The 16164-nt window shown below is 70.6% G+C and carries 19 protein-coding genes and 1 pseudogene; 7 read left to right on the top strand and 13 right to left on the bottom strand.

What is annotated here, in order from left to right; genetic code table 11:
* Window positions 1–503: 503 nt before the first annotated feature.
* The 3 genes from ABT009_RS12915 to ABT009_RS12905 are packed head-to-tail and all read left to right on the top strand — an operon-like array spanning window position 504 to window position 1886.
* Window positions 504–1334: a GvpL/GvpF family gas vesicle protein gene (locus ABT009_RS12915; protein ID WP_351292970.1), complete on the top strand. Its 831-nt coding sequence runs from the start codon at window positions 504–506 to the stop codon at window positions 1332–1334.
* Window positions 1331–1570: a gas vesicle protein gene (locus ABT009_RS12910; protein WP_502989859.1), complete on the top strand. Its 240-nt coding sequence runs from the start codon at window positions 1331–1333 to the stop codon at window positions 1568–1570. The genes ABT009_RS12915 and ABT009_RS12910 overlap by 4 nt, the downstream gene beginning before the upstream one ends.
* A 1-nt stretch (window position 1571) precedes the next feature.
* Window positions 1572–1886, top strand: a complete 315-nt coding sequence (locus ABT009_RS12905) for a gas vesicle protein K (RefSeq protein WP_351292643.1) — start codon at window positions 1572–1574, stop codon at window positions 1884–1886.
* 39 nt (window positions 1887–1925) lie between these two features.
* On the opposite strand, the gene ABT009_RS12900 is transcribed toward ABT009_RS12905, so the two are convergent.
* The 3 genes from ABT009_RS12900 to ABT009_RS12890 form a co-directional block, all read right to left on the bottom strand.
* Window positions 1926–2096 carry a hydrophobic protein gene (locus ABT009_RS12900; protein ID WP_351292641.1) on the bottom strand — a complete coding sequence of 57 codons (171 nt, stop codon included), beginning with the start codon at window positions 2094–2096 and terminating at the stop codon, window positions 1926–1928.
* A 125-nt stretch (window positions 2097–2221) separates the two neighbouring features.
* Window positions 2222–3031 (bottom strand): class I SAM-dependent methyltransferase, encoded by an 810-nt coding sequence (locus ABT009_RS12895; RefSeq protein WP_351292639.1) that lies wholly within the window; start codon window positions 3029–3031, stop codon window positions 2222–2224.
* Between the two features lie 151 nt (window positions 3032–3182).
* The gene (locus ABT009_RS12890) at window positions 3183–4757 is read right to left on the bottom strand and encodes a bifunctional phosphatase PAP2/diacylglycerol kinase family protein (RefSeq protein WP_351292968.1); all 1575 of its coding nucleotides are present in this window, start codon (window positions 4755–4757) and stop codon (window positions 3183–3185) included.
* Between the two features lie 101 nt (window positions 4758–4858).
* Between ABT009_RS12890 and ABT009_RS12885 the strand changes: the two genes are divergently transcribed.
* Entirely contained in the window at window positions 4859–6478 is a 1620-nt protein-coding gene (locus tag ABT009_RS12885) for an ATP-binding cassette domain-containing protein (protein WP_351292637.1), read from the top strand.
* Between the two features lie 5 nt (window positions 6479–6483).
* Here ABT009_RS12885 and ABT009_RS12880 read toward each other — a convergent pair whose 3' ends face one another.
* Window positions 6484–7593 carry a baeRF2 domain-containing protein gene (locus ABT009_RS12880; RefSeq protein ID WP_351292635.1) on the bottom strand — a complete coding sequence of 370 codons (1110 nt, stop codon included), beginning with the start codon at window positions 7591–7593 and terminating at the stop codon, window positions 6484–6486.
* A gap of 57 nt (window positions 7594–7650) precedes the next feature.
* Between ABT009_RS12880 and ABT009_RS12875 the strand changes: the two genes are divergently transcribed.
* Together ABT009_RS12875 and ABT009_RS12870 are read left to right on the top strand one after the other, a co-directional pair.
* Entirely contained in the window at window positions 7651–7914 is a 264-nt protein-coding gene (locus ABT009_RS12875) for a DUF6158 family protein (protein WP_351292633.1), read from the top strand.
* A gap of 5 nt (window positions 7915–7919) precedes the next feature.
* Entirely contained in the window at window positions 7920–8495 is a 576-nt protein-coding gene (locus ABT009_RS12870; protein ID WP_351292631.1) for a TIGR03086 family metal-binding protein, read from the top strand.
* 29 nt (window positions 8496–8524) lie between these two features.
* On the opposite strand, the gene ABT009_RS12865 is transcribed toward ABT009_RS12870, so the two are convergent.
* Both ABT009_RS12865 and ABT009_RS12860 read right to left on the bottom strand, forming a co-directional pair.
* Window positions 8525–8944 carry a CBS domain-containing protein gene (locus ABT009_RS12865; RefSeq protein WP_351292629.1) on the bottom strand — a complete coding sequence of 140 codons (420 nt, stop codon included), beginning with the start codon at window positions 8942–8944 and terminating at the stop codon, window positions 8525–8527.
* 96 nt (window positions 8945–9040) lie between these two features.
* On the bottom strand, window positions 9041–9445 hold the full coding sequence (locus ABT009_RS12860) for a DUF2795 domain-containing protein (protein ID WP_351292627.1): 405 nt from the start codon (window positions 9443–9445) through the stop codon (window positions 9041–9043).
* A gap of 229 nt (window positions 9446–9674) precedes the next feature.
* Between ABT009_RS12860 and ABT009_RS12855 the strand changes: the two genes are divergently transcribed.
* Entirely contained in the window at window positions 9675–9818 is a 144-nt protein-coding gene (locus tag ABT009_RS12855; protein WP_351292625.1) for a hypothetical protein, read from the top strand.
* A gap of 241 nt (window positions 9819–10059) precedes the next feature.
* Here ABT009_RS12855 and ABT009_RS12850 read toward each other — a convergent pair.
* The 7 genes and pseudogenes from ABT009_RS12850 to ABT009_RS12820 form a co-directional block, all read right to left on the bottom strand.
* Window positions 10060–10240, bottom strand: a pseudogene (locus ABT009_RS12850) (MFS transporter); the annotation flags it as partial.
* 205 nt (window positions 10241–10445) lie between these two features.
* Window positions 10446–10958: a hypothetical protein gene (locus ABT009_RS12845; RefSeq protein WP_351292623.1), complete on the bottom strand. Its 513-nt coding sequence runs from the start codon at window positions 10956–10958 to the stop codon at window positions 10446–10448.
* Window positions 10959–11015: 57 nt separating this feature from the next.
* Window positions 11016–11513: a hypothetical protein gene (locus ABT009_RS12840; RefSeq protein ID WP_351292621.1), complete on the bottom strand. Its 498-nt coding sequence runs from the start codon at window positions 11511–11513 to the stop codon at window positions 11016–11018.
* 58 nt (window positions 11514–11571) lie between these two features.
* On the bottom strand, window positions 11572–12876 hold the full coding sequence (locus tag ABT009_RS12835) for a hypothetical protein (RefSeq protein ID WP_351292619.1): 1305 nt from the start codon (window positions 12874–12876) through the stop codon (window positions 11572–11574).
* Between the two features lie 97 nt (window positions 12877–12973).
* A complete protein-coding gene (locus ABT009_RS12830) occupies window positions 12974–13360 on the bottom strand; it encodes a hypothetical protein (RefSeq protein ID WP_351292617.1) in 387 nt (128 codons plus the stop codon).
* A gap of 309 nt (window positions 13361–13669) precedes the next feature.
* Window positions 13670–14023: a DUF4333 domain-containing protein gene (locus tag ABT009_RS12825; RefSeq protein WP_351292615.1), complete on the bottom strand. Its 354-nt coding sequence runs from the start codon at window positions 14021–14023 to the stop codon at window positions 13670–13672.
* A gap of 195 nt (window positions 14024–14218) precedes the next feature.
* On the bottom strand, window positions 14219–16015 hold the full coding sequence (locus ABT009_RS12820) for a thiamine pyrophosphate-requiring protein (RefSeq protein WP_351292613.1): 1797 nt from the start codon (window positions 16013–16015) through the stop codon (window positions 14219–14221).
* Window positions 16016–16164: the final 149 nt, after the last annotated feature.

Below are 16164 nucleotides of genomic sequence, written 5' to 3'. Positions count from 1 at the left end.
CGCCGGGTCGCAGAGCGCCGCCGCGAGCCCGGCGAGGACCGCCATCCGGCGAGCGAGGACCGTCACCCCGAGGACCGTCATCCTGCCGAGGGCCGTACTTCGGACAGGGCTCGCCGATCGGACGTCGAGAGCCAGAGGCCGGACAGGCCGCACCGGTCCGCTGAAGGGCGCCACTCGGAGAAGGATCCCCGCGCAGAGAAGGGATCCCGGTCCGACGAGGTGCACAGTTCCGACGAGGTCCGACGGTCGGACGACGATCGCCGGTCCGGCGAGGTGCGCCGGTCCGAATCGGATCGCCGGTCGGGCGAGGTACGACGGTCCGCAGTGGATACGGGTTCGGGCGAGGCACGCCGGTCAGGTGGGGTACGCCGGGCCGCGGCGGATCGCGGGTCCGGCGAGGCGCGCCCGTCCGGCGGCGTCCGCCGCGCCCGTGAGGACCATGAGGACCGTCCGGATCGCGAGGACGGCGACGACCCGGCGGACGAGGAGAGGGCATGAGCGACATGAGCGGTCTGCGCTATGTGTACGCCGTCTGCCGGCCCTTGGAAGCGCCGCTGCAGGCCGAGCTCACGGGAGTCGCGGGCAGCCCCCCGAAGCTGCTGCGCCACGGCGACCTGGTCGCCGTCGTCAGCGCCGTACCGGAGGGGGAGTTCGCCGAGGAGCCCCTGCGTGCGCATCTGGAGGACCTGGACTGGCTGTCCGACACCGCCCGCGCCCACGAGAGTGTGATCGCGGCGCTCACCACCGTCACGAGCCCGCTGCCGCTGCGGCTGGCCACCGTGTTCCGCGACGACAGCGGCGTACGCACCATGATGGAGGCCGAGGGAGAACGCCTCCACACCGCGCTGGAACGGATAGCCGGCCGGGTCGAGTGGGGCGTCAAGGTGTATGTGGACCCGGAGAAGAGCGCGCCGCAGGACCAGGCCCCCGAACCGGCGCCGAAAGCCGCGACCGGGCGCGACTACCTCCGCCGCAAGCGCGCGGCGCGCGAACGGCAGGACAACACCTGGGAACGCGCAGAGAATTTCGCGCGGAGACTGCACGAACACCTTTCCCGGCATGCGTGGGCGACACGGCTGCACCCTCCGCAGAATCCCGCGCTTTCCCGGGCCCCCGGACGCAATGTGCTCAATGCCGCATATCTCGTCGACCGTTCTCATTCCGAGGAATTCGTAGAGCTGGTGGACCGCACGAAGGACGAGGAACCGGGGCTGCGCGTCGAACTGACCGGCCCGTGGGCCGCGTACTCGTTCTCCAGCCTGGACGACTACGGGCAGGGGACCGCCGAGGCCGCGCAGAACCAGGGCGCGTACGAGGGGGAGGACCGTCGATGACCGTCGTCGAACGGCGCGAGATCGCCCTCGTGGACCTCCTGGATCGGCTGCTGGCCGGTGGTGTGGTCATCACCGGCGACATCACCCTGCGCATCGCGGACGTCGATCTCGTACGCATCGACCTGAACGCCCTCATCAGCTCGGTGAACGAGCAGGTGCCCTCGCCATGGCAGGGGATGATGCAGCCGGAGACGCTGCCCGAGGCCCGGCCCCGGGCGCTGCCGGAGGTGTCCTGACATGGCAGAGGACAGGACGCGCAAGGCCGTGCAGAAAAGGGCGCGCAACCGGCTGGACCTCGAGCCCGACACCGTGGAGCGCGATCTCGTCAAACTCGTCCTGACGGTCGTCGAGTTGCTGCGCCAGCTGATGGAGAGGCAGGCGCTGCGCCGCGTCGACACGGGGGACCTGACGGAGGAGCAGGAGGAGCGGATCGGGCTGACCCTGATGCTCCTGGAGGAGCGCATGATCGAACTGCGCGAGCGGTACGGGCTGCGGCCCGAGGACCTCAACATAGACCTCGGGCCGCTCGGACCGCTGCTTCCCCGGGAATGACCGGGAGCTCGGTCGCTCTCTACCGCCTGTACCAGTGGGCTACCACCTGTACCAGCGGGCCCTCGTTCCGGTGCCCGTGGTGCTCCGCGTCAGGAATCCGAGCAGCCAGATGACCAGCACCGCGAGCGCGATCCACCAGAGCACTTTCGCTGCGAAACCGGCACCGAACAGAATGAGTGCCAATAGCAGTACCAGCAGGATGGGAACCATGTTTTTCAACCTCCTGCAGGACGAGTTGCCCGAAGCGGCCCCCCTACACAGCGTCTGACGCCTGTTTACGGCGGTGTGTGCCAGAACTACCGCTGTATGTGCCTGAGGTGGCGCTCACTCACCTCTCACTTCCGGCAGAGGATTTCTCCATGCAGTACGGAGAACCAGGCGTCCTCCTGCCGCCCCCATTCCCGCCACGCCTCCGAGATCGCGGTCAACTGCTCGGCCGTCGCATGTCCGCCCTCCACCGCACGGTCCGCATACGCGGAAGCTGCCGTACGGTCGGCCCACAGGCCGCTCCACCAGGCGCGCTCGTCCGGGGCGGAGAAGCACCAGGTGGACGACGTGGCGGTGATGTCCGTCAGCCCGGCCTGCAGCGCCCATGACTTGAGCCGGCGTCCGGCGTCGGGCTCGCCGCCGTTGGCCCGGGCCACCCGCCGATACAGGTCCAGCCAGTCGTCCATGCCAGGGGAGTGCGGATACCAGGTCATCGCCGAGTAGTCCGAGTCGCGTACGGCGATGAAGCCGCCCGGCTTGCACACCCGGCGCATCTCGCGCAGCGCCTGCACCGGGTCACCCACGTGCTGCAGCACCTGGTGCGCGTGGACGACGCAGAACGAGTCGTCGGGGTAGTCCAGCGCGTGGACGTCGGCGACGGCGAAGTCGACGTTGTCCAGGCCCCGTTCCACCGCCGTGGCGCGGGCCTGATCCAGGATGCCCGGTGCGTGGTCCACGCCCGTGACGTGCCCGTCCGGGACCAGCGCGGCCAGGTCGGCGGTGATGGTGCCGGGCCCGCAGCCGATGTCCAGGATCTGCATGTGGGGCTTGAGCGAGCCGAGCAGGTAGGCCGCCGAGTTCTCGGCGGTCCGCCAGGTGTGCGAGCGCAGCACGGACTCGTGGTGGCCGTGCGTGTAGACAGCGGTCTCCTTCGGCATGGCGTTCTCCCCTTCGCGTCACTCGGTCCCCGACGGACCCGGCCTCGTGGGACCGCACAAGGCGGCCCCCGGCGAGGCGGCCTCGCGGGGGATGATGCGCATCAGCGTACGCAGGTGCGCCGAATAATGAGATCGCTATCTCACAATGTGGTCATGGGGTCCGGGGGAGCGGCCGGTAGGCGACCAGCGCCTCGGGAAGCTTGTCGATGGTCAACTCGCCCCCGATCGAGGTCAGTTCACCGTCGTACGCCATGGGGGTGCCCTCCGCGATGCCGCTCACCCGCAGTCGGCGCAGCCGCACCGCCGCGTGGAAGGGGGAGCGCGTCAGCGGGCCGGCGAGCGCCGCGGCCAGCAACCGCGGGCCGGGCCTGCGGCCGCCGTGCACCAGGCGCACGTCCAGCAGCCCGTCCGCGAGATCGAAGCGGCGGCCGGGGGCGAGGCCCGTACGGTGATAGGTGCCGTTGCCCGCGAACAGCAGCCATAACGGCTGCTCGCCGATCGCGAACCCGGCCCGCAGCGGATGCCGGTGCGCCTGCAGGACGCGTACCGCCGCGAACACCCCGGCCGCCCATCCGCCGATGCGCGGGGCCCATCGCTCGCGCTCCAGGACGAGCTCGGCGTACACCCCGAGGCTGAGGTTGTTGAGGAAGCAGCCCTCGCTGGTCGCGGAGCCTTCGCCGGTGTCGGAGCCTTCCCTGGTGTCGGACCCCGGGTTCTCCCCGGTCTCGTCTCCGATGCCGTCCCGTACGACGAACCGTCCGACGTCGACCGCGATCGCCTCACCGCGCTCGACGGCCTCGCAGACGGTCCGGACGTCCTCGACGCCGATGTCCTGCGCGAAATGGTTGAGCGTGCCGCCCGGAACCACCGCGAGGGGCAGCCCGTGGCGCAGCGCGACCTGCGCGGCCGCGTTCACGGTGCCGTCGCCGCCGCACACGCCCAGGGCCAGGGCCCGACGGGCCGCGCGCTCCAACTCGTCCCTGATGGCGTCCGGTTCGCACTCCACGACATCGGCGAGCGGCAGGGCGTCGCGCAGTGCGCGGACCCGTTCCGGCTGGCCCGCAGCTGTGTTGACCACGACCACCAGGCCCTGTCCGCGCGGCAGCGCGGGGGCGTCGGCGGCCGGGCGCGCGGGGGGTTGCAGCTGGTCGCGGGTCGGGACGAGGCCGCGTACGGCGAAGGCCGCACCCGCCCCCAGTGCCGCACCGGCCAGCACGTCGCTGGGGAAGTGCGCCCCGGTGTAGACGCGGGACAGGGCGACAGCGGCCGCGACCGGAGCGACGGCCGAGCCCCAGCGGCGCGACTCCAGGGCCACACCCGTGGCGAAGGCGGCGGCGGACGCCGAGTGGCCCGAGGGGAACGACGTGGTGATCGGCTGCCGCTTCAGCTGGCGCGTCAGGGGCACCACGTCGAGCAGCGGCCGGGCCCGGCGTACGGAGCGCTTGCCGATGGTGTTGATGGTCGCGGAGGCGAGCGCCAGCGATGCCGTCCCGCGGAGCGCGGCCCGCCGGGCCCGCGGCGACCGGCTCGCGGCGATGGCCGCGGCCGTGCCGAACCACAGCAGTCCGTGGTTGGCGCTGCGGCTCAGCCGGGGGAGGAAGGGTTCGGCGCCGGGCCAGTGGCGTGAGGCGACCGCCTCGAAGAGGCGGCAGTCGACAGCCACCAGCCGGCTGAGGACGGTGTGGCGCTGAAACTCGGGGACGGTGAGGTCGACGTCGGTGGACATGCCAGTAGACATGCAGCACGGGTACCCGCATCGCCCGGACTGCCACCAGGCAGCGAAAAGCCGTTGCCACCGGCCCTCGGGGCCCGTCACAATCCGCAACCATGGGGCATCTGGAAGCGGCGCATCTCGAGTACTACCTGCCGGACGGGAGGGCGCTGCTCGGCGATGTCTCGTTCCGGGTCGGCGAAGGCGCGGTGGTCGCCCTGGTGGGGCCGAACGGCGCGGGCAAGACGACCCTGCTGAGGCTGGTCTCCGGCGAGCTCAAGGCGCACGGCGGAACCATCACGGTCAGCGGCGGGCTCGGCGTGATGCCGCAGTTCGTGGGGTCGGTGCGCGACACCACGACCGTGCGCGACCTGCTCGTCTCGGTGGCGCCGCCCCGTATCCGCGAGGCCGCGAAGGCCGTCGACGCCGCCGAGCACGCGATCATGACCGTCGACGACGAGGCCGCGCAGCTGCAGTACGCGCAGGCGCTCTCCGACTGGGCCGAGGTGCGCGGCTACGAGGCCGAGACGCTCTGGGACATGTGCACCACGGCCGCGCTCGGCGTCCCGTACGAGAAGGCGCAGTGGCGCGAGGTGCGCACGCTCAGCGGCGGCGAGCAGAAGCGCCTCGTCCTGGAGGCGCTGCTGCGCGGCACCGACGAGGTACTGCTCCTCGACGAGCCGGACAACTACCTCGACGTGCCCGGCAAGCGCTGGCTCGAGGAACGGCTGCGCGAGACCCGCAAGACGGTGCTCTTCGTCTCGCACGACCGCGAGCTCCTCGCGCTCGCAGCCGAGAAGATCGTGAGCGTGGAGCCGAGCCCGGCGGGCAGCGACGTGTGGGTGCACGGCGGCTCGTTCGCGACGTACCACGAGGCTCGGCGCGAGCGGTTCGAGCGCTTCGAGGAGCTACGGCGGCGCTGGGACGAGAAGCACGCGCAGCTCAAGAAGCTCGTCCTGGACATGCAGCAGTACGCGTCGCGCAGCGACGAGATGGCATCGCGCTACCAGGCGGCGAAGACACGGCTGCGGAAGTTCGAGGAGGCGGGTCCGCCGCCCGAGCCGCCCCGCAAGCAGGACATCAGGATGCGCCTGCACGGCGGCCGCACCGGCGTACGCGCGGTCACGTGCAAGAGCCTGGAGCTCACGGGCCTGATGAAACCCTTCGACCTGGAGGTCTTCTACGGCGAGCGGGTCGCTGTGCTCGGGTCGAACGGCTCCGGAAAGTCCCACTTCCTACGGCTCCTCGCCGGGGACGACGTCGCCCATACGGGGGAGTGGAAGCTCGGGGCCCGCGTCGTGCCCGGACACTTCGCGCAGACGCACGCCCACCCGGAACTCGAGGGGCGTACGCTGCTCGACATCCTGTGGCGCGAGCACGCCAAGGACCGGGGCGCCGCGATGTCCCGGCTGCGCCGCTACGAGCTGACCGGGCAGGCGGAACAGCGCTTCGAGAAGCTGTCGGGCGGGCAGCAGGCCCGATTCCAGATCCTGCTCCTCGAGCTCGCGGGCACGACGGCCCTGCTGCTTGACGAGCCGACGGACAACCTCGACCTGGAGTCGGCCGAAGCGCTTCAGGAGGGTCTTGAGGCGTACGAGGGGACGGTGCTCGCCGTGACCCACGACCGGTGGTTCGCTCGTTCGTTCGACCGGTATCTGGTCTTCGGTAGCGATGGTCGTGTGCGCGAGACAGCGGAGCCCGTGTGGGACGAGCGGCGGGTGGAGCGCACCCGCTGACGTTGTCACCTCCAGCGCAGTAGCGCTCCCAGGCCGCCCACTGGAGAGCCCAGTGGGTGTGCTGTCGCCAGGGAGCGGGCCTCTGCGTCCGTCGCCACGGCAGAGCGCAGCAGGGCGTCGTCCGCGCGGGCCGGCTGAGGTGTCGGCTCGCCCAGCGGCTCCTTGACCTCCGTTCGGCGTACGGCCAGCTGGTCCGGGTCAGCGCCGACCCAGACCTCGCGCCGGGCGTCGGGCGCGCCCGGCCGGAGCAGCAGCTCGGCGATGCGGTGCTCCCGGGCGGCCTCGACCAGCGCGGGCACCCCCTCCACCGCGCCCGTGCGGCCCTCCTCGTCCGGGGTGAGCGCGGCCAGGAACCGCTCCAGGTCCTCCTCCGCCCGGCGCCGCGTATGGTCGGCGCGGGCCTGGTCGACCTCCTCGTCGAGGAGCCGGCTCGACGCCCCGTGCGCGGCCTCCACCGTCTGGGGGTGCAGCCGCTGCGGGAGCCGTTCGTGCACCGCGCGCCGCTGGCGGTCGTCGCCCACCAGGATCAGCAGCTCGGCCCTGGTCTCCTCCTGGCACACGGTGAGCGCGTCGGCGATCTCCGCGGCGTTGTGCTCCCAGGTGTTCTCGACCCGCAGCTGGAAGTGGCGCTCGGACCAGTCCGACGAGGCCGTACGGTGCACCGGCCACTGCCGTCCGGCCACCGCACCGGCATCCTGCGTCCCCCGCGCGCCGCGCAGCTCGAAGTCTGCCCCCCGCCGGTCGATGTACGCGACCAGGCACACCGGGTCCTCCCCGGCCAGCTCCAGCAGCGGAGCCGTGTGCGGCAGGGCCCCCCAGTGCGCCTGGCCGCCTCCCGGCGGCACGGTGAGCGGCGGGTCCAGGACGACGGTTCCGGCCGTGGCGAACAGGGCGCGCCCGAACGGCTCGGTGGAGTGCCGCAGGTCCTCCAGCGCCGTGCGGACGGCCCGGCAGGTGGCCCCGTCGGCCCCCTGCTCGGCCAGGGTGCGGGACACGGACAGGGCCTCGAGTGATCGCTCGTCGGGCGTGGACTCCGTGTGCCGCGAGGTGTCGGCGTACACGGAGGCCCACGGCCCGGGATGTTCGTAGAGTGGATTGAGGAACTCGAGATCCATGGCTTCCTCCCGGACGCCGTCCTGTGCCGTTCGTGGCGGTTCGGGTACCCGGTACGTATGGAACGACACGATGACGAATGGGGTGCCGACATGGATGGAGTCGACCCGGTCCGCCTGGACGACCAGCAGCTCATGAAGGAGCTGGAGACGATCCACCGCACCCGTCACGACACGTTGCTGTACGGGTCCAACGACGCGCTGCGCACCCACAACGAACGCATGGCGCAGCTGGAGGGCGAGTACCTGCGCCGCCACCCGCGCAGGCCCGTCGCCACGGGCCGTACCCGTGAGGGCGCGCGGGAGAGGGAATGCGGACGGTGACGCCGATGGCAGAGAATCCGCTGCTCGCCCGGCACTCCGAAGCGCTGGACCTGGTCACCGAACGGGTGCGGGCCGTCCGTGCGGACCAGTGGGACGCGCCCACGCCGTGTGCCGAGTGGACCGTCCGCGACCTCGTCAACCACCTGACCGCAGAGCAGCTGTGGGTATCGCCGCTGGTCGTGTACGGCGCGACCATCGAGGCGATCGGAGACACGTTCGACGGCGACGTGCTCGGCCACGAGCCCGTCGCGTCGTGGGAGAACGCGGCCGAGGCCTCCCGCAGGGCCTTCGACAGCCACGGTGCCCTCGACCGCGTCGTCCATCTCTCGTACGGCGACACCCGCGGTTCGAACTACTGCTCACAGATGACCGCGGACCTCGTGGTGCACGCCTGGGACCTGTCCCGTGCGATCGGCGCCGACGAACGCCTTCCGGCGGAACTCGTCGACTTCACGGTGCGCGAAGTCACGCCGTACGCCACGGAGTTGGAGAAGAGCGGCCTGTTCGCCGCACCGGTGGGGCCGCCGCCGGGCGCGGATGTGCAGACGAAGCTGCTGTGCCTGCTGGGGCGGCGGCCGTAAGAGGACCGCGGCCTGACTGCCGGGCTCCGCTAACTGCCTGGCTCCGCACGGCTGATGTCGGCGAGCGCGGAGCCCGGGTCCTGTGCGACCGCGAGGTCGCCGAGGCTCACCATGCCCACCGGGCGGCCGTCCTCGATCACCGGCAGCCGGCGCACCGCGTGGTCCCGCATGAGGTGCACCGCGGCCGACACCGCGTCGTCCGGTCCGATGACGACCGGGTTGGGGGTGCACACGGCCTGGGCGCTCACGGTCAGCGGGTCCGCTCCGTCGGCGACCGCACGCAGTGTGATGTCCCGGTCCGTGAGGACCCCGATGATGTTCTGGTCGCTGGTGACCAGGACATCGCCGATGTCCTGGGCCCGCATGAGCTGTGCGGCTTCGACGAGTGAGGCGTCCGGACGTACCGCGACGACGCCCGGCGTCATGACTTCCCTCACGAAATCGGCCATGTCTCTGGGCCCTTTCTGCGTTCCATCGCCTGCAGGGGTACGGCCACTTGACCGTGACCCCGCCCGCAGTACCCCTGTGGCGAGGCCTCATTCCTCTTACCGGCCCGGCGCGTGCCGCGGCCCCTCCTGTTCACGGACCAGCGCATGGGCGAGCTCCTGCACCGTGCGGTACACGGTGCCGCGGCGGAGCCGCTCCACCGGCTCGATCAGCGCGTCGGGCGCGCGCCGCTTGCGCAGCATGCGCGCCAGGCGGGCGGAGTCGGCCGGGAAGGCGGTGCGTCCCAGATGCCGCGCCAGCTCGTAGCGCATGACCGCCACTGGCTCCGGCGAACGGCCCGGCGTCACGGGCCCGTTGACGACCTCAGGGTCGTCGTCGGCGGTCGGTTCCGGGTCGTGCCACTCCTCGGTCCTCGTGGGGTGGCCCGTCCTGAGCCGCCCCTGCAGTTCGTGCTTCATCTCCTCGTCCTTGTGGACGCTGAGCCGGTTGCTGCCTCGCTGCATCTTTCCCTCCAGTCGCTCGGGGGAGTCGTCTACGAGTACCCGGCCGACCCTCTTCGACACGTGCGCAGGGGCACGACCGCAAGTCGGCCCCCCGGCCCCGGTTCCCGGGCCGCCACGGTCTCCGACTGCCCTGGTCGTGCAGGCCGTGGTTTGCGTTGCGGATACCTGGAGACCCGACCTGAGTACCCCCCGCAACCACTCTCGGGACCATCGGGGAAGGGGCACGGCCATGGTGGTGCTCGCAGTGATCATTCCAGCGCTGATGCTGGGGGCGGTCCTGGCGCTCGGCCGGTACGAGGAGTGGCTGCTCCCGCCCGCAGAGGACGCTGAGCAGCAGCCCCACGGCGCCGTATCGGGCGCGTCCGGCCTCTGAGGACGAGCCCGAAAATATCTCCCAGAGACGTCTGCCGCCGCCCGGATCGGGCGGCGGCAGACGCGGAGGGCCGAGCGGGCCGACCGCACCTCGGCGGTGCAGCGGCCCCTTGAGCCGTAACCGTCAGGTCAGACCTTGGGAATCGGCAGCTCAGACCTTGGCCTCGGCCGCCGGGCGGGGTGTGGCCGCGACTTCCGGGGTGACAGCCGCCGCTCGGTGGCCGAGAGCCTCGCGCCGAGGGCAGCGCCGTCATGATCAGACCCGCCGGGGCCATCCACAGGCCCGTGACCGGCATCGTCTGCCCCAGTCCGTAGCCGGTGGCCCCGGGCAGTCGCCGCAGCCCCTGGCGCACGACCACAGACCGGGCGTGCATGTGAGGTCACCCGGGGATCGACCAGCGGCTCCGCGACGCACAGCTCCCACCGGGTGGGGCGGCGCCGGATGCGGTCGACGGTGTCGGACGACAGGAAACAGATCAGTCCGCAAGCTCCTGACCTGAGGGCTGAGGACTGGCTCGGAACATGTAGGACGGCAGGCGGTGGTCGAAGGCCTGAGGTGGACGTCGTCCCACGCCCCGCTCATGAGGTCCGGTCTGCGCTGCTCGGCCTCAACCGGCCAGATGTCACCTCACAGCTTGCCGGTGATCACTCCGCGCCAGGTCCACCCCGCGCCCAGGACGGTCTCCTGCAGGGGGTTCTTCAGGTCGGAGCTGTCGAACCTGAACGTCTCGGTCGCTTCGATGCCGCCGTCTTCGCCCCCGCCGAGCGTCCAGCGCTTCGAGACCGTCTGCACCTGGCCACGTTGGGCCTCGGCAGCGATGGCCAGCCTGGGGGTGTCGCCGACCCACGTGACCTCGTACTGCTGGTCGAGGGAGCGGACCTCGTTCTTCTCCGGGACCAGGCGCATTCGGACCTGGAACACTCGACTCACCTGGGTGCGGACGAAGAAGGTCTGCCAGGCCGGGTCCAGGATGCGCCACTCGGCCACCAGGTCGGCGCCCTCTTCGCGACCGTCCCGGATGACGTACGGGACGTCAGAGCGGTTGAGGCTGAGCAGAGCCGCGTGGACGTCAGCTGCGGATCGCGGGGTGACACCGTCTGCGGGGCGCTTGGTTCCGGTCAGCTTGTCGAAGAGTCCCATGAAGATCAACCTATGAGGAGTGGGATTGACGGTGCAAGATCGCTTCCGCGGGACGCGCTACGAAGCTGCGCTGGCGTCCGGGCGGACGGTGCGCACGAAGTCCTGGAAGTCGTCCAGGACGAAGGGGTGTTGGGACGCGGTGGCCGTCAGGACCAGGCGAATCACCGCCCGCTTGCGTGGATCGGCGACGTCCAGCATGGACAGGTACACCTGGGATTGGACGAGGTCCCGGGGTACGCCGCCGACGATGGCCGAGAGGGCCAGCGTCTGCGTGAAACCGGGCGCGTCCGCGGAGCCGATCTCACGGCGTCCGGTGACCACGACCGACGTGGCGGCCTGGCTCAAGCGCTCCACGGACTCGTCGGCGATCTCGGTCAGCGCCGCCGCGTCCGGCCGGTACTCGCCATCAATCGTGATGTTCGCGGTGAATCCGGCATCCGGCTGCGGATGCAGCGCGACGAACGCCGCGCCCGGTGCGCCGACTTCATCCGGCGGTGCGGCGCGCCAGCCTTCCGGCAGCTCGAACTCGATCGGTACGGGCAGGGTCGTGGCCATCTCGGGCCCTCCTTACTACGGCAGTGTGCCTATGGCAGTGGGTCGGCGGGAGCGTGCATCAGAACAGGCTGCCGACCGCATCGCCGACCGCCCCGGCCGCATCGCCCACGGCGTCGGCCGCATCGCTCGCCGTGTCGGCGATCTTCCCCGGATCAACGGTGACCTCGAAGCCCACCTCCCCGCCGAGCCCGAGGGCGACGCCCGTCGTCGCGCCGATGTGCCACTTGCCGTCTGTGCCCTTGCCGAGAGTCGCCTCGGCCTCGGCCCCGATACCGGCCCAGCCCTCGACCGTCGCGCCCGCCCCGATGCCCCCGATATCTGCGCCCCCCGCGGCCCCGGCCTTCGCGCCGGCGAACGCTTCCGCGCCCGCCTGCAACCCCTCGAGGCCGGCCCCGGCGTTGACGCCAGCCTCAGCGCCCGCCTTGGTCTCCGCTCGTGCGTAGACCCCGACAGGGCCGGCGTCGGCGCGGCCCGAGGCTGTGGCCTCGGCGCCCGCGAAGGCGCCGGCCTCGCCCTTGATGCCCTCGTTGGTGATGCCGCCGGCCGCGGAGCCCTTGGCGCCTGCATAGGCTTCGGCCTCCCCGGCGAGCTTCATCGGGCCGTTGGTGAGCGAGCCCTCCGCGCTCGCGCGGCCGAGGTCTGCATGCGCCTCGGCCTCGCCCAGCTTGCCGGTCCCGGTGTCGGGCCCGGTAGCCGATGTCCCGACGCCGGGGCCGGAGGCTTCGGTCTCGCCGTCGGCGACCCACCCGTCGGTCTTCGTGCGGGTGTCTCTGGCTGCTGCTGCGGCCTCGTATTTCTCAATGTCGCCCTGCGCCTGGCCGTTGAAGCCGGTGAGAGTGCCGTCGTTGATGTCGGAGTCGATCACTACCGCCTTGAGGGCGATCTCGACCCCGGTGTCGGCGTCGCCGACGTCCTTCACGAGCTGGTCGATGCGCGCCTGCCAGGAGGCGACAGCCGTGCGCACGGACTGCTGATAGTCGGGGTCATGGTGCAGGGCAGTACGCTCGCCGTCGCTGAGCTTTGCGGTGTCGTAGGAGACCACGCCGTTGTCCGAGACCGCCATGCCGGCCTCGACGGCGTCCGCTCGGGCCGACTCCAGCTTCTTGCGCAGATCCGTGAACTGCGTGTGCGCGTCACGCAGCAGTGAGGCCACCGCCTCGGCCTCCACCTGAGCGTTCTGGAATTCCTTGAGTGTGACGGCGAAGCGCTTGTTGGCGGCGTCCGCGCTCAGCCCCGTCCAGGTCTGGCCCATGGAGATGCCGTACACGTCCCGCTTGTAGGCGAACTCCTGCTTGTGGAACTCCTTCGCCATCCCGTCCCAGCGGCTTGCGGCCGTGGTGAGCGTGGCCAGATCGGTCGTCATGACCTCGTGATACGTCGGCATGGTTCCCCGTTGTTTTTGCTGTAGCGACCTGCCAGTTGGAGCCGCTGTTCAGGGCTGAGCGCTTCATACAGCCCGGTCAGTACCCGTCGATCACCGACACCGAGCGCGCACTCGCTCCGGCCTGGATATCCGTGCCTTGCAGCACGGTGTTAGCACTCCGCAGCGCTGCCTTCTCCGATGCGAGTCGGTTCATCAGGTTCTTGACCTGCTCGCCCCACGTCTCGTGCGCCTTCTTCAAAGCCCCCGACGTGAGCCATCCGTCACGGAACCCCTTGACGGCCTCGTTGGTCTCCGCGTCCGCCCAGTCGCCGGCCTTGCGGGTGTCGGGCTCGATGTGATCCTCGATGGCCTTTGCCGCGGCCCTCTTCTCAGCCGGCGAGGAAGCAAGATCTTCCTGCCCTCCGGCCGGCCCCGAGGAACCAGAGGACCCTCCAGCGTCGGCCGGCAGCTGGTTCAGTCGCATCCCGATGGACTGTCCCGTCACGTTGCTTCCCGTCTGTCCTGGTTCCGGCCCTGCCATGACTCCGCATCTCCCCGTGTGTCGCCGTACGGCGCAAGCGTTCGCAGCAACCCAAGTTCAACGACGAAGTCGTACAGGAGCGCCTCCACACCCTGCAACTCATGGGCCCCGGCCTGGGTTTGGGTGTAGCCGATCAAGGCATCGGAACGCGCAGAGCGGGCGGAGCGAAGAGCAACGTCGCTTCCTGTGCGACGGGCGACTGCCTGTCAGCCGTCGCACAGGAGGCGACGTTGCAGCAGAACGGCGCGGTGGTCAGTTCGCAGCTGGGGAAGCCTTGTCGTCGGCCTTGAAGTCGAAGTTGATCTGGTCTCCTTCGACAGATGACACCGTGACCGATACGCCCAAGGTGCTGCCGTCGTCCGCTGTGAGCGTGCACCGGGTGGTGGTACCGACCTTGCCGACGAGATCCTCGGGGCAGGCGATGTCCGGCTTTGGCTGGCCCGTTGTCTCGGCGAGCTTTTCGGCGAGTATGGTCGCCAGCTTGTCCGCAGACATTTTCGGCGTGGACTTTCCGACGCTGACCGAGGCCGAGCAGCCGACGAGCAGCACGCCGGCAGCTACAGCCGAGAGAAGGGAAGTCGCCGCGGACAACCGGGCTGTGGGCATGGGGGACTCCGTTGTGGGGGGATCATGACAGGGAGAGGCAGGAAGCATACTTGGTAGGGGTGCTCCGGGCGCTTGGAGGGGCTGCTCCCTGGCATGAGCCGGAGTAGTCAACGCTTCCGCAGCGACTCGTACGGAAGCGACCCGCTGAACAGATTCGTGCGCGACTGAACTACTCAGCGCCGTTCAACAGACGGGCTAGCGCTGCCTGCCGACCCCCGGCAGGAACTCCTGCATCTTCGCCTTCAGCCCCTGCCGGATCACCGACGACCGCTCCGCGTCGCCCTTGAGGAGCGACTCGGCCGTCGCCTCCATCTGCTCCCACGTCGCATGCGGCGGAATCGGCGGCACCGACGGATCCGTCAGGAACTCGATCACCGCGGGCCCCTCGGCCTCGAGGCCCGCCCGCCAGCCGGCCTCGACGTCCCCGGGCTTCTCGACCCGGATGCCGGTCAGCCCGATCGACCGGGCGAACGCCGCGTACGGCACATCCGGCAGCTCCTGCGACGGCAGGAACGACGGGGCGCCGCCCATGGCCCGCAGCTCCCATGTCACCTGGTTCAGGTCCTGGTTGTTCCAGACCCCGACGACCAGCCGCGGATCCTCCCACTGGTGCCGGTACTTGGCCGCGGTGATCAGCTCCGCCAGGCCGTTCATCTGCATCGCACCGTCCCCGACCAGCGCGATCGCTGGCCGGTCCGGATGCGCGAACTTCGCGCCGATCGCATACGGCACCCCGCAGCCCATCGTGGCGAGCGTCCCCGAGAGCGACGACCGCATCTCACCGCGGATCGTCAGGTGCCGCGCGTACCAGTTCGCGACCGAGCCGGAGTCGGACGTGATGATCGCGTTGTCCGGGAGCATCGGGTCCAGGGCCCGCGCCACGTACTCGGGATTGACCGGGTCCGCCGACAGGCCCGCGCGCCGCTCCATCACCTCGCGCCACCGCGCGGCACTCGCGCAGATCTCGTCGAACCATTCGCGTCCGCGGTCCCTGTCCAGCAGCGGGATCAGCCGCTGCAGGGTGGCCTTCGCGTCGCCGACGAGATTCACCTCGTACGGATAGCGCATCCCGACCATGTGCGGATCGATGTCGATCTGCACCCCGCGCGCCTTGCCGAACTCCGGCAGGAACTGGGTGTAGGGGAACGACGAGCCGATCGTCAGGAGGGTGTCGCAGTCGCGCATCAGCTCATACGAAGGCCGGGTGCCGAGGAGGCCGATGGAGCCTGTGACGTAAGGGAGTTCGTCGCTGAGCGCGTCCTTGCCGAGCAGGGCCTTCGCGACGCCCGCGCCGAGCAGAGCGGCGATCTCCTCGACCTCGGCCCGCGCTCCCGCCGCGCCCTGGCCGATCAGGATCGCGGCCTTGTCGCCGGCGTTCAGCACCTCCGCGGCCCGCTCCAGCGACGTCTGCGACGGCAGCGCCGTCCAGCCGCTGCGGTCGAGGCTCGAGGGCACCATCTTGAACTCGTGCGTGGGCGGCGAGTAGTCCAGCTCCTGGACGTCGCCCGGGATGATCACGGCGGTGGGGCAGCGGCGCGCGTACGCGGTGCGGATCGCCCGGTCCAGGACGTTCGGCAGCTGCTCGGGCACCGTCACCGTCTCCACGAAGTCGGACGCGACGTCCTTGAAGAGCGTGTGCAGGTCCACTTCCTGCTGGTACGAGCCGCCCATCGCGCTGCGGTGGGTCTGCCCGACGATCGCCAGCACCGGCACATGGTCGAGCTTCGCGTCGTACAGGCCGTTGAGCAGGTGGATCGCGCCCGGCCCGGACGTGGCCGCGCACACCCCCAGCCGGTGGCCGAACTTCGCATACCCGACCGCCTCGAACGCGGACATCTCCTCGTGCCGCGACTGGATGAAACGGGGCTGGTCCTCGGCCCGGCCCCAGGCGGCGAGCAGACCGTTGATGCCGTCCCCGGGGTAGCCGAAGACGTGCTCCACATCCCATTCGCGCAGCCTCGCGAGGATGTGATCGGCGACCTTGGTGCTCATGAGAGGACCTCCGGGAACGGGGCGGGGACGGACGGTGAGACCACGGCACCGGGTCACCACGGGGTCCGCGCGGAAACCTCGGCGTTCCGTGTCGGCTCGTTCACCGGGTCGAGCCGCCCGTACATCGACGGCGAACCCGGTGTTTGCGT

Origin of the sequence: Streptomyces sp. NPDC002896 (assembly GCF_040295225.1) — a bacterium.
Taxonomy (GTDB): Bacteria; Actinomycetota; Actinomycetes; order Streptomycetales; family Streptomycetaceae; genus Streptomyces.
This window is presented reverse-complemented; position numbering and strand designations above follow the sequence as displayed.

Coding starts and splice junctions, on each gene's coding strand:
- ABT009_RS12900 (WP_351292641.1), bottom strand. CDS start 2,096: ATGGTTCCCATCCTGCTGGTACTGCTATTGGCACTCATTCTGTTCGGT.
- ABT009_RS12915 (WP_351292970.1), top strand. CDS start 504: ATGAGCGGTCTGCGCTATGTGTACGCCGTCTGCCGGCCCTTGGAAGCG.
- ABT009_RS12830 (WP_351292617.1), bottom strand. CDS start 13,360: ATGCGACTGAACCAGCTGCCGGCCGACGCTGGAGGGTCCTCTGGTTCC.
- ABT009_RS12880 (WP_351292635.1), bottom strand. CDS start 7,593: ATGGATCTCGAGTTCCTCAATCCACTCTACGAACATCCCGGGCCGTGG.
- ABT009_RS12905 (WP_351292643.1), top strand. CDS start 1,572: ATGGCAGAGGACAGGACGCGCAAGGCCGTGCAGAAAAGGGCGCGCAAC.
- ABT009_RS12820 (WP_351292613.1), bottom strand. CDS start 16,015: ATGAGCACCAAGGTCGCCGATCACATCCTCGCGAGGCTGCGCGAATGG.
- ABT009_RS12910 (WP_502989859.1), top strand. CDS start 1,331: ATGACCGTCGTCGAACGGCGCGAGATCGCCCTCGTGGACCTCCTGGAT.
- ABT009_RS12860 (WP_351292627.1), bottom strand. CDS start 9,445: ATGCAGCGAGGCAGCAACCGGCTCAGCGTCCACAAGGACGAGGAGATG.
- ABT009_RS12870 (WP_351292631.1), top strand. CDS start 7,920: ATGGCAGAGAATCCGCTGCTCGCCCGGCACTCCGAAGCGCTGGACCTG.
- ABT009_RS12895 (WP_351292639.1), bottom strand. CDS start 3,031: ATGCCGAAGGAGACCGCTGTCTACACGCACGGCCACCACGAGTCCGTG.
- ABT009_RS12845 (WP_351292623.1), bottom strand. CDS start 10,958: ATGGGACTCTTCGACAAGCTGACCGGAACCAAGCGCCCCGCAGACGGT.
- ABT009_RS12885 (WP_351292637.1), top strand. CDS start 4,859: ATGGGGCATCTGGAAGCGGCGCATCTCGAGTACTACCTGCCGGACGGG.
- ABT009_RS12890 (WP_351292968.1), bottom strand. CDS start 4,757: ATGTCCACCGACGTCGACCTCACCGTCCCCGAGTTTCAGCGCCACACC.
- ABT009_RS12825 (WP_351292615.1), bottom strand. CDS start 14,023: ATGCCCACAGCCCGGTTGTCCGCGGCGACTTCCCTTCTCTCGGCTGTA.
- ABT009_RS12865 (WP_351292629.1), bottom strand. CDS start 8,944: ATGGCCGATTTCGTGAGGGAAGTCATGACGCCGGGCGTCGTCGCGGTA.
- ABT009_RS12835 (WP_351292619.1), bottom strand. CDS start 12,876: ATGACGACCGATCTGGCCACGCTCACCACGGCCGCAAGCCGCTGGGAC.
- ABT009_RS12855 (WP_351292625.1), top strand. CDS start 9,675: ATGGTGGTGCTCGCAGTGATCATTCCAGCGCTGATGCTGGGGGCGGTC.
- ABT009_RS12875 (WP_351292633.1), top strand. CDS start 7,651: ATGGAACGACACGATGACGAATGGGGTGCCGACATGGATGGAGTCGAC.
- ABT009_RS12840 (WP_351292621.1), bottom strand. CDS start 11,513: ATGGCCACGACCCTGCCCGTACCGATCGAGTTCGAGCTGCCGGAAGGC.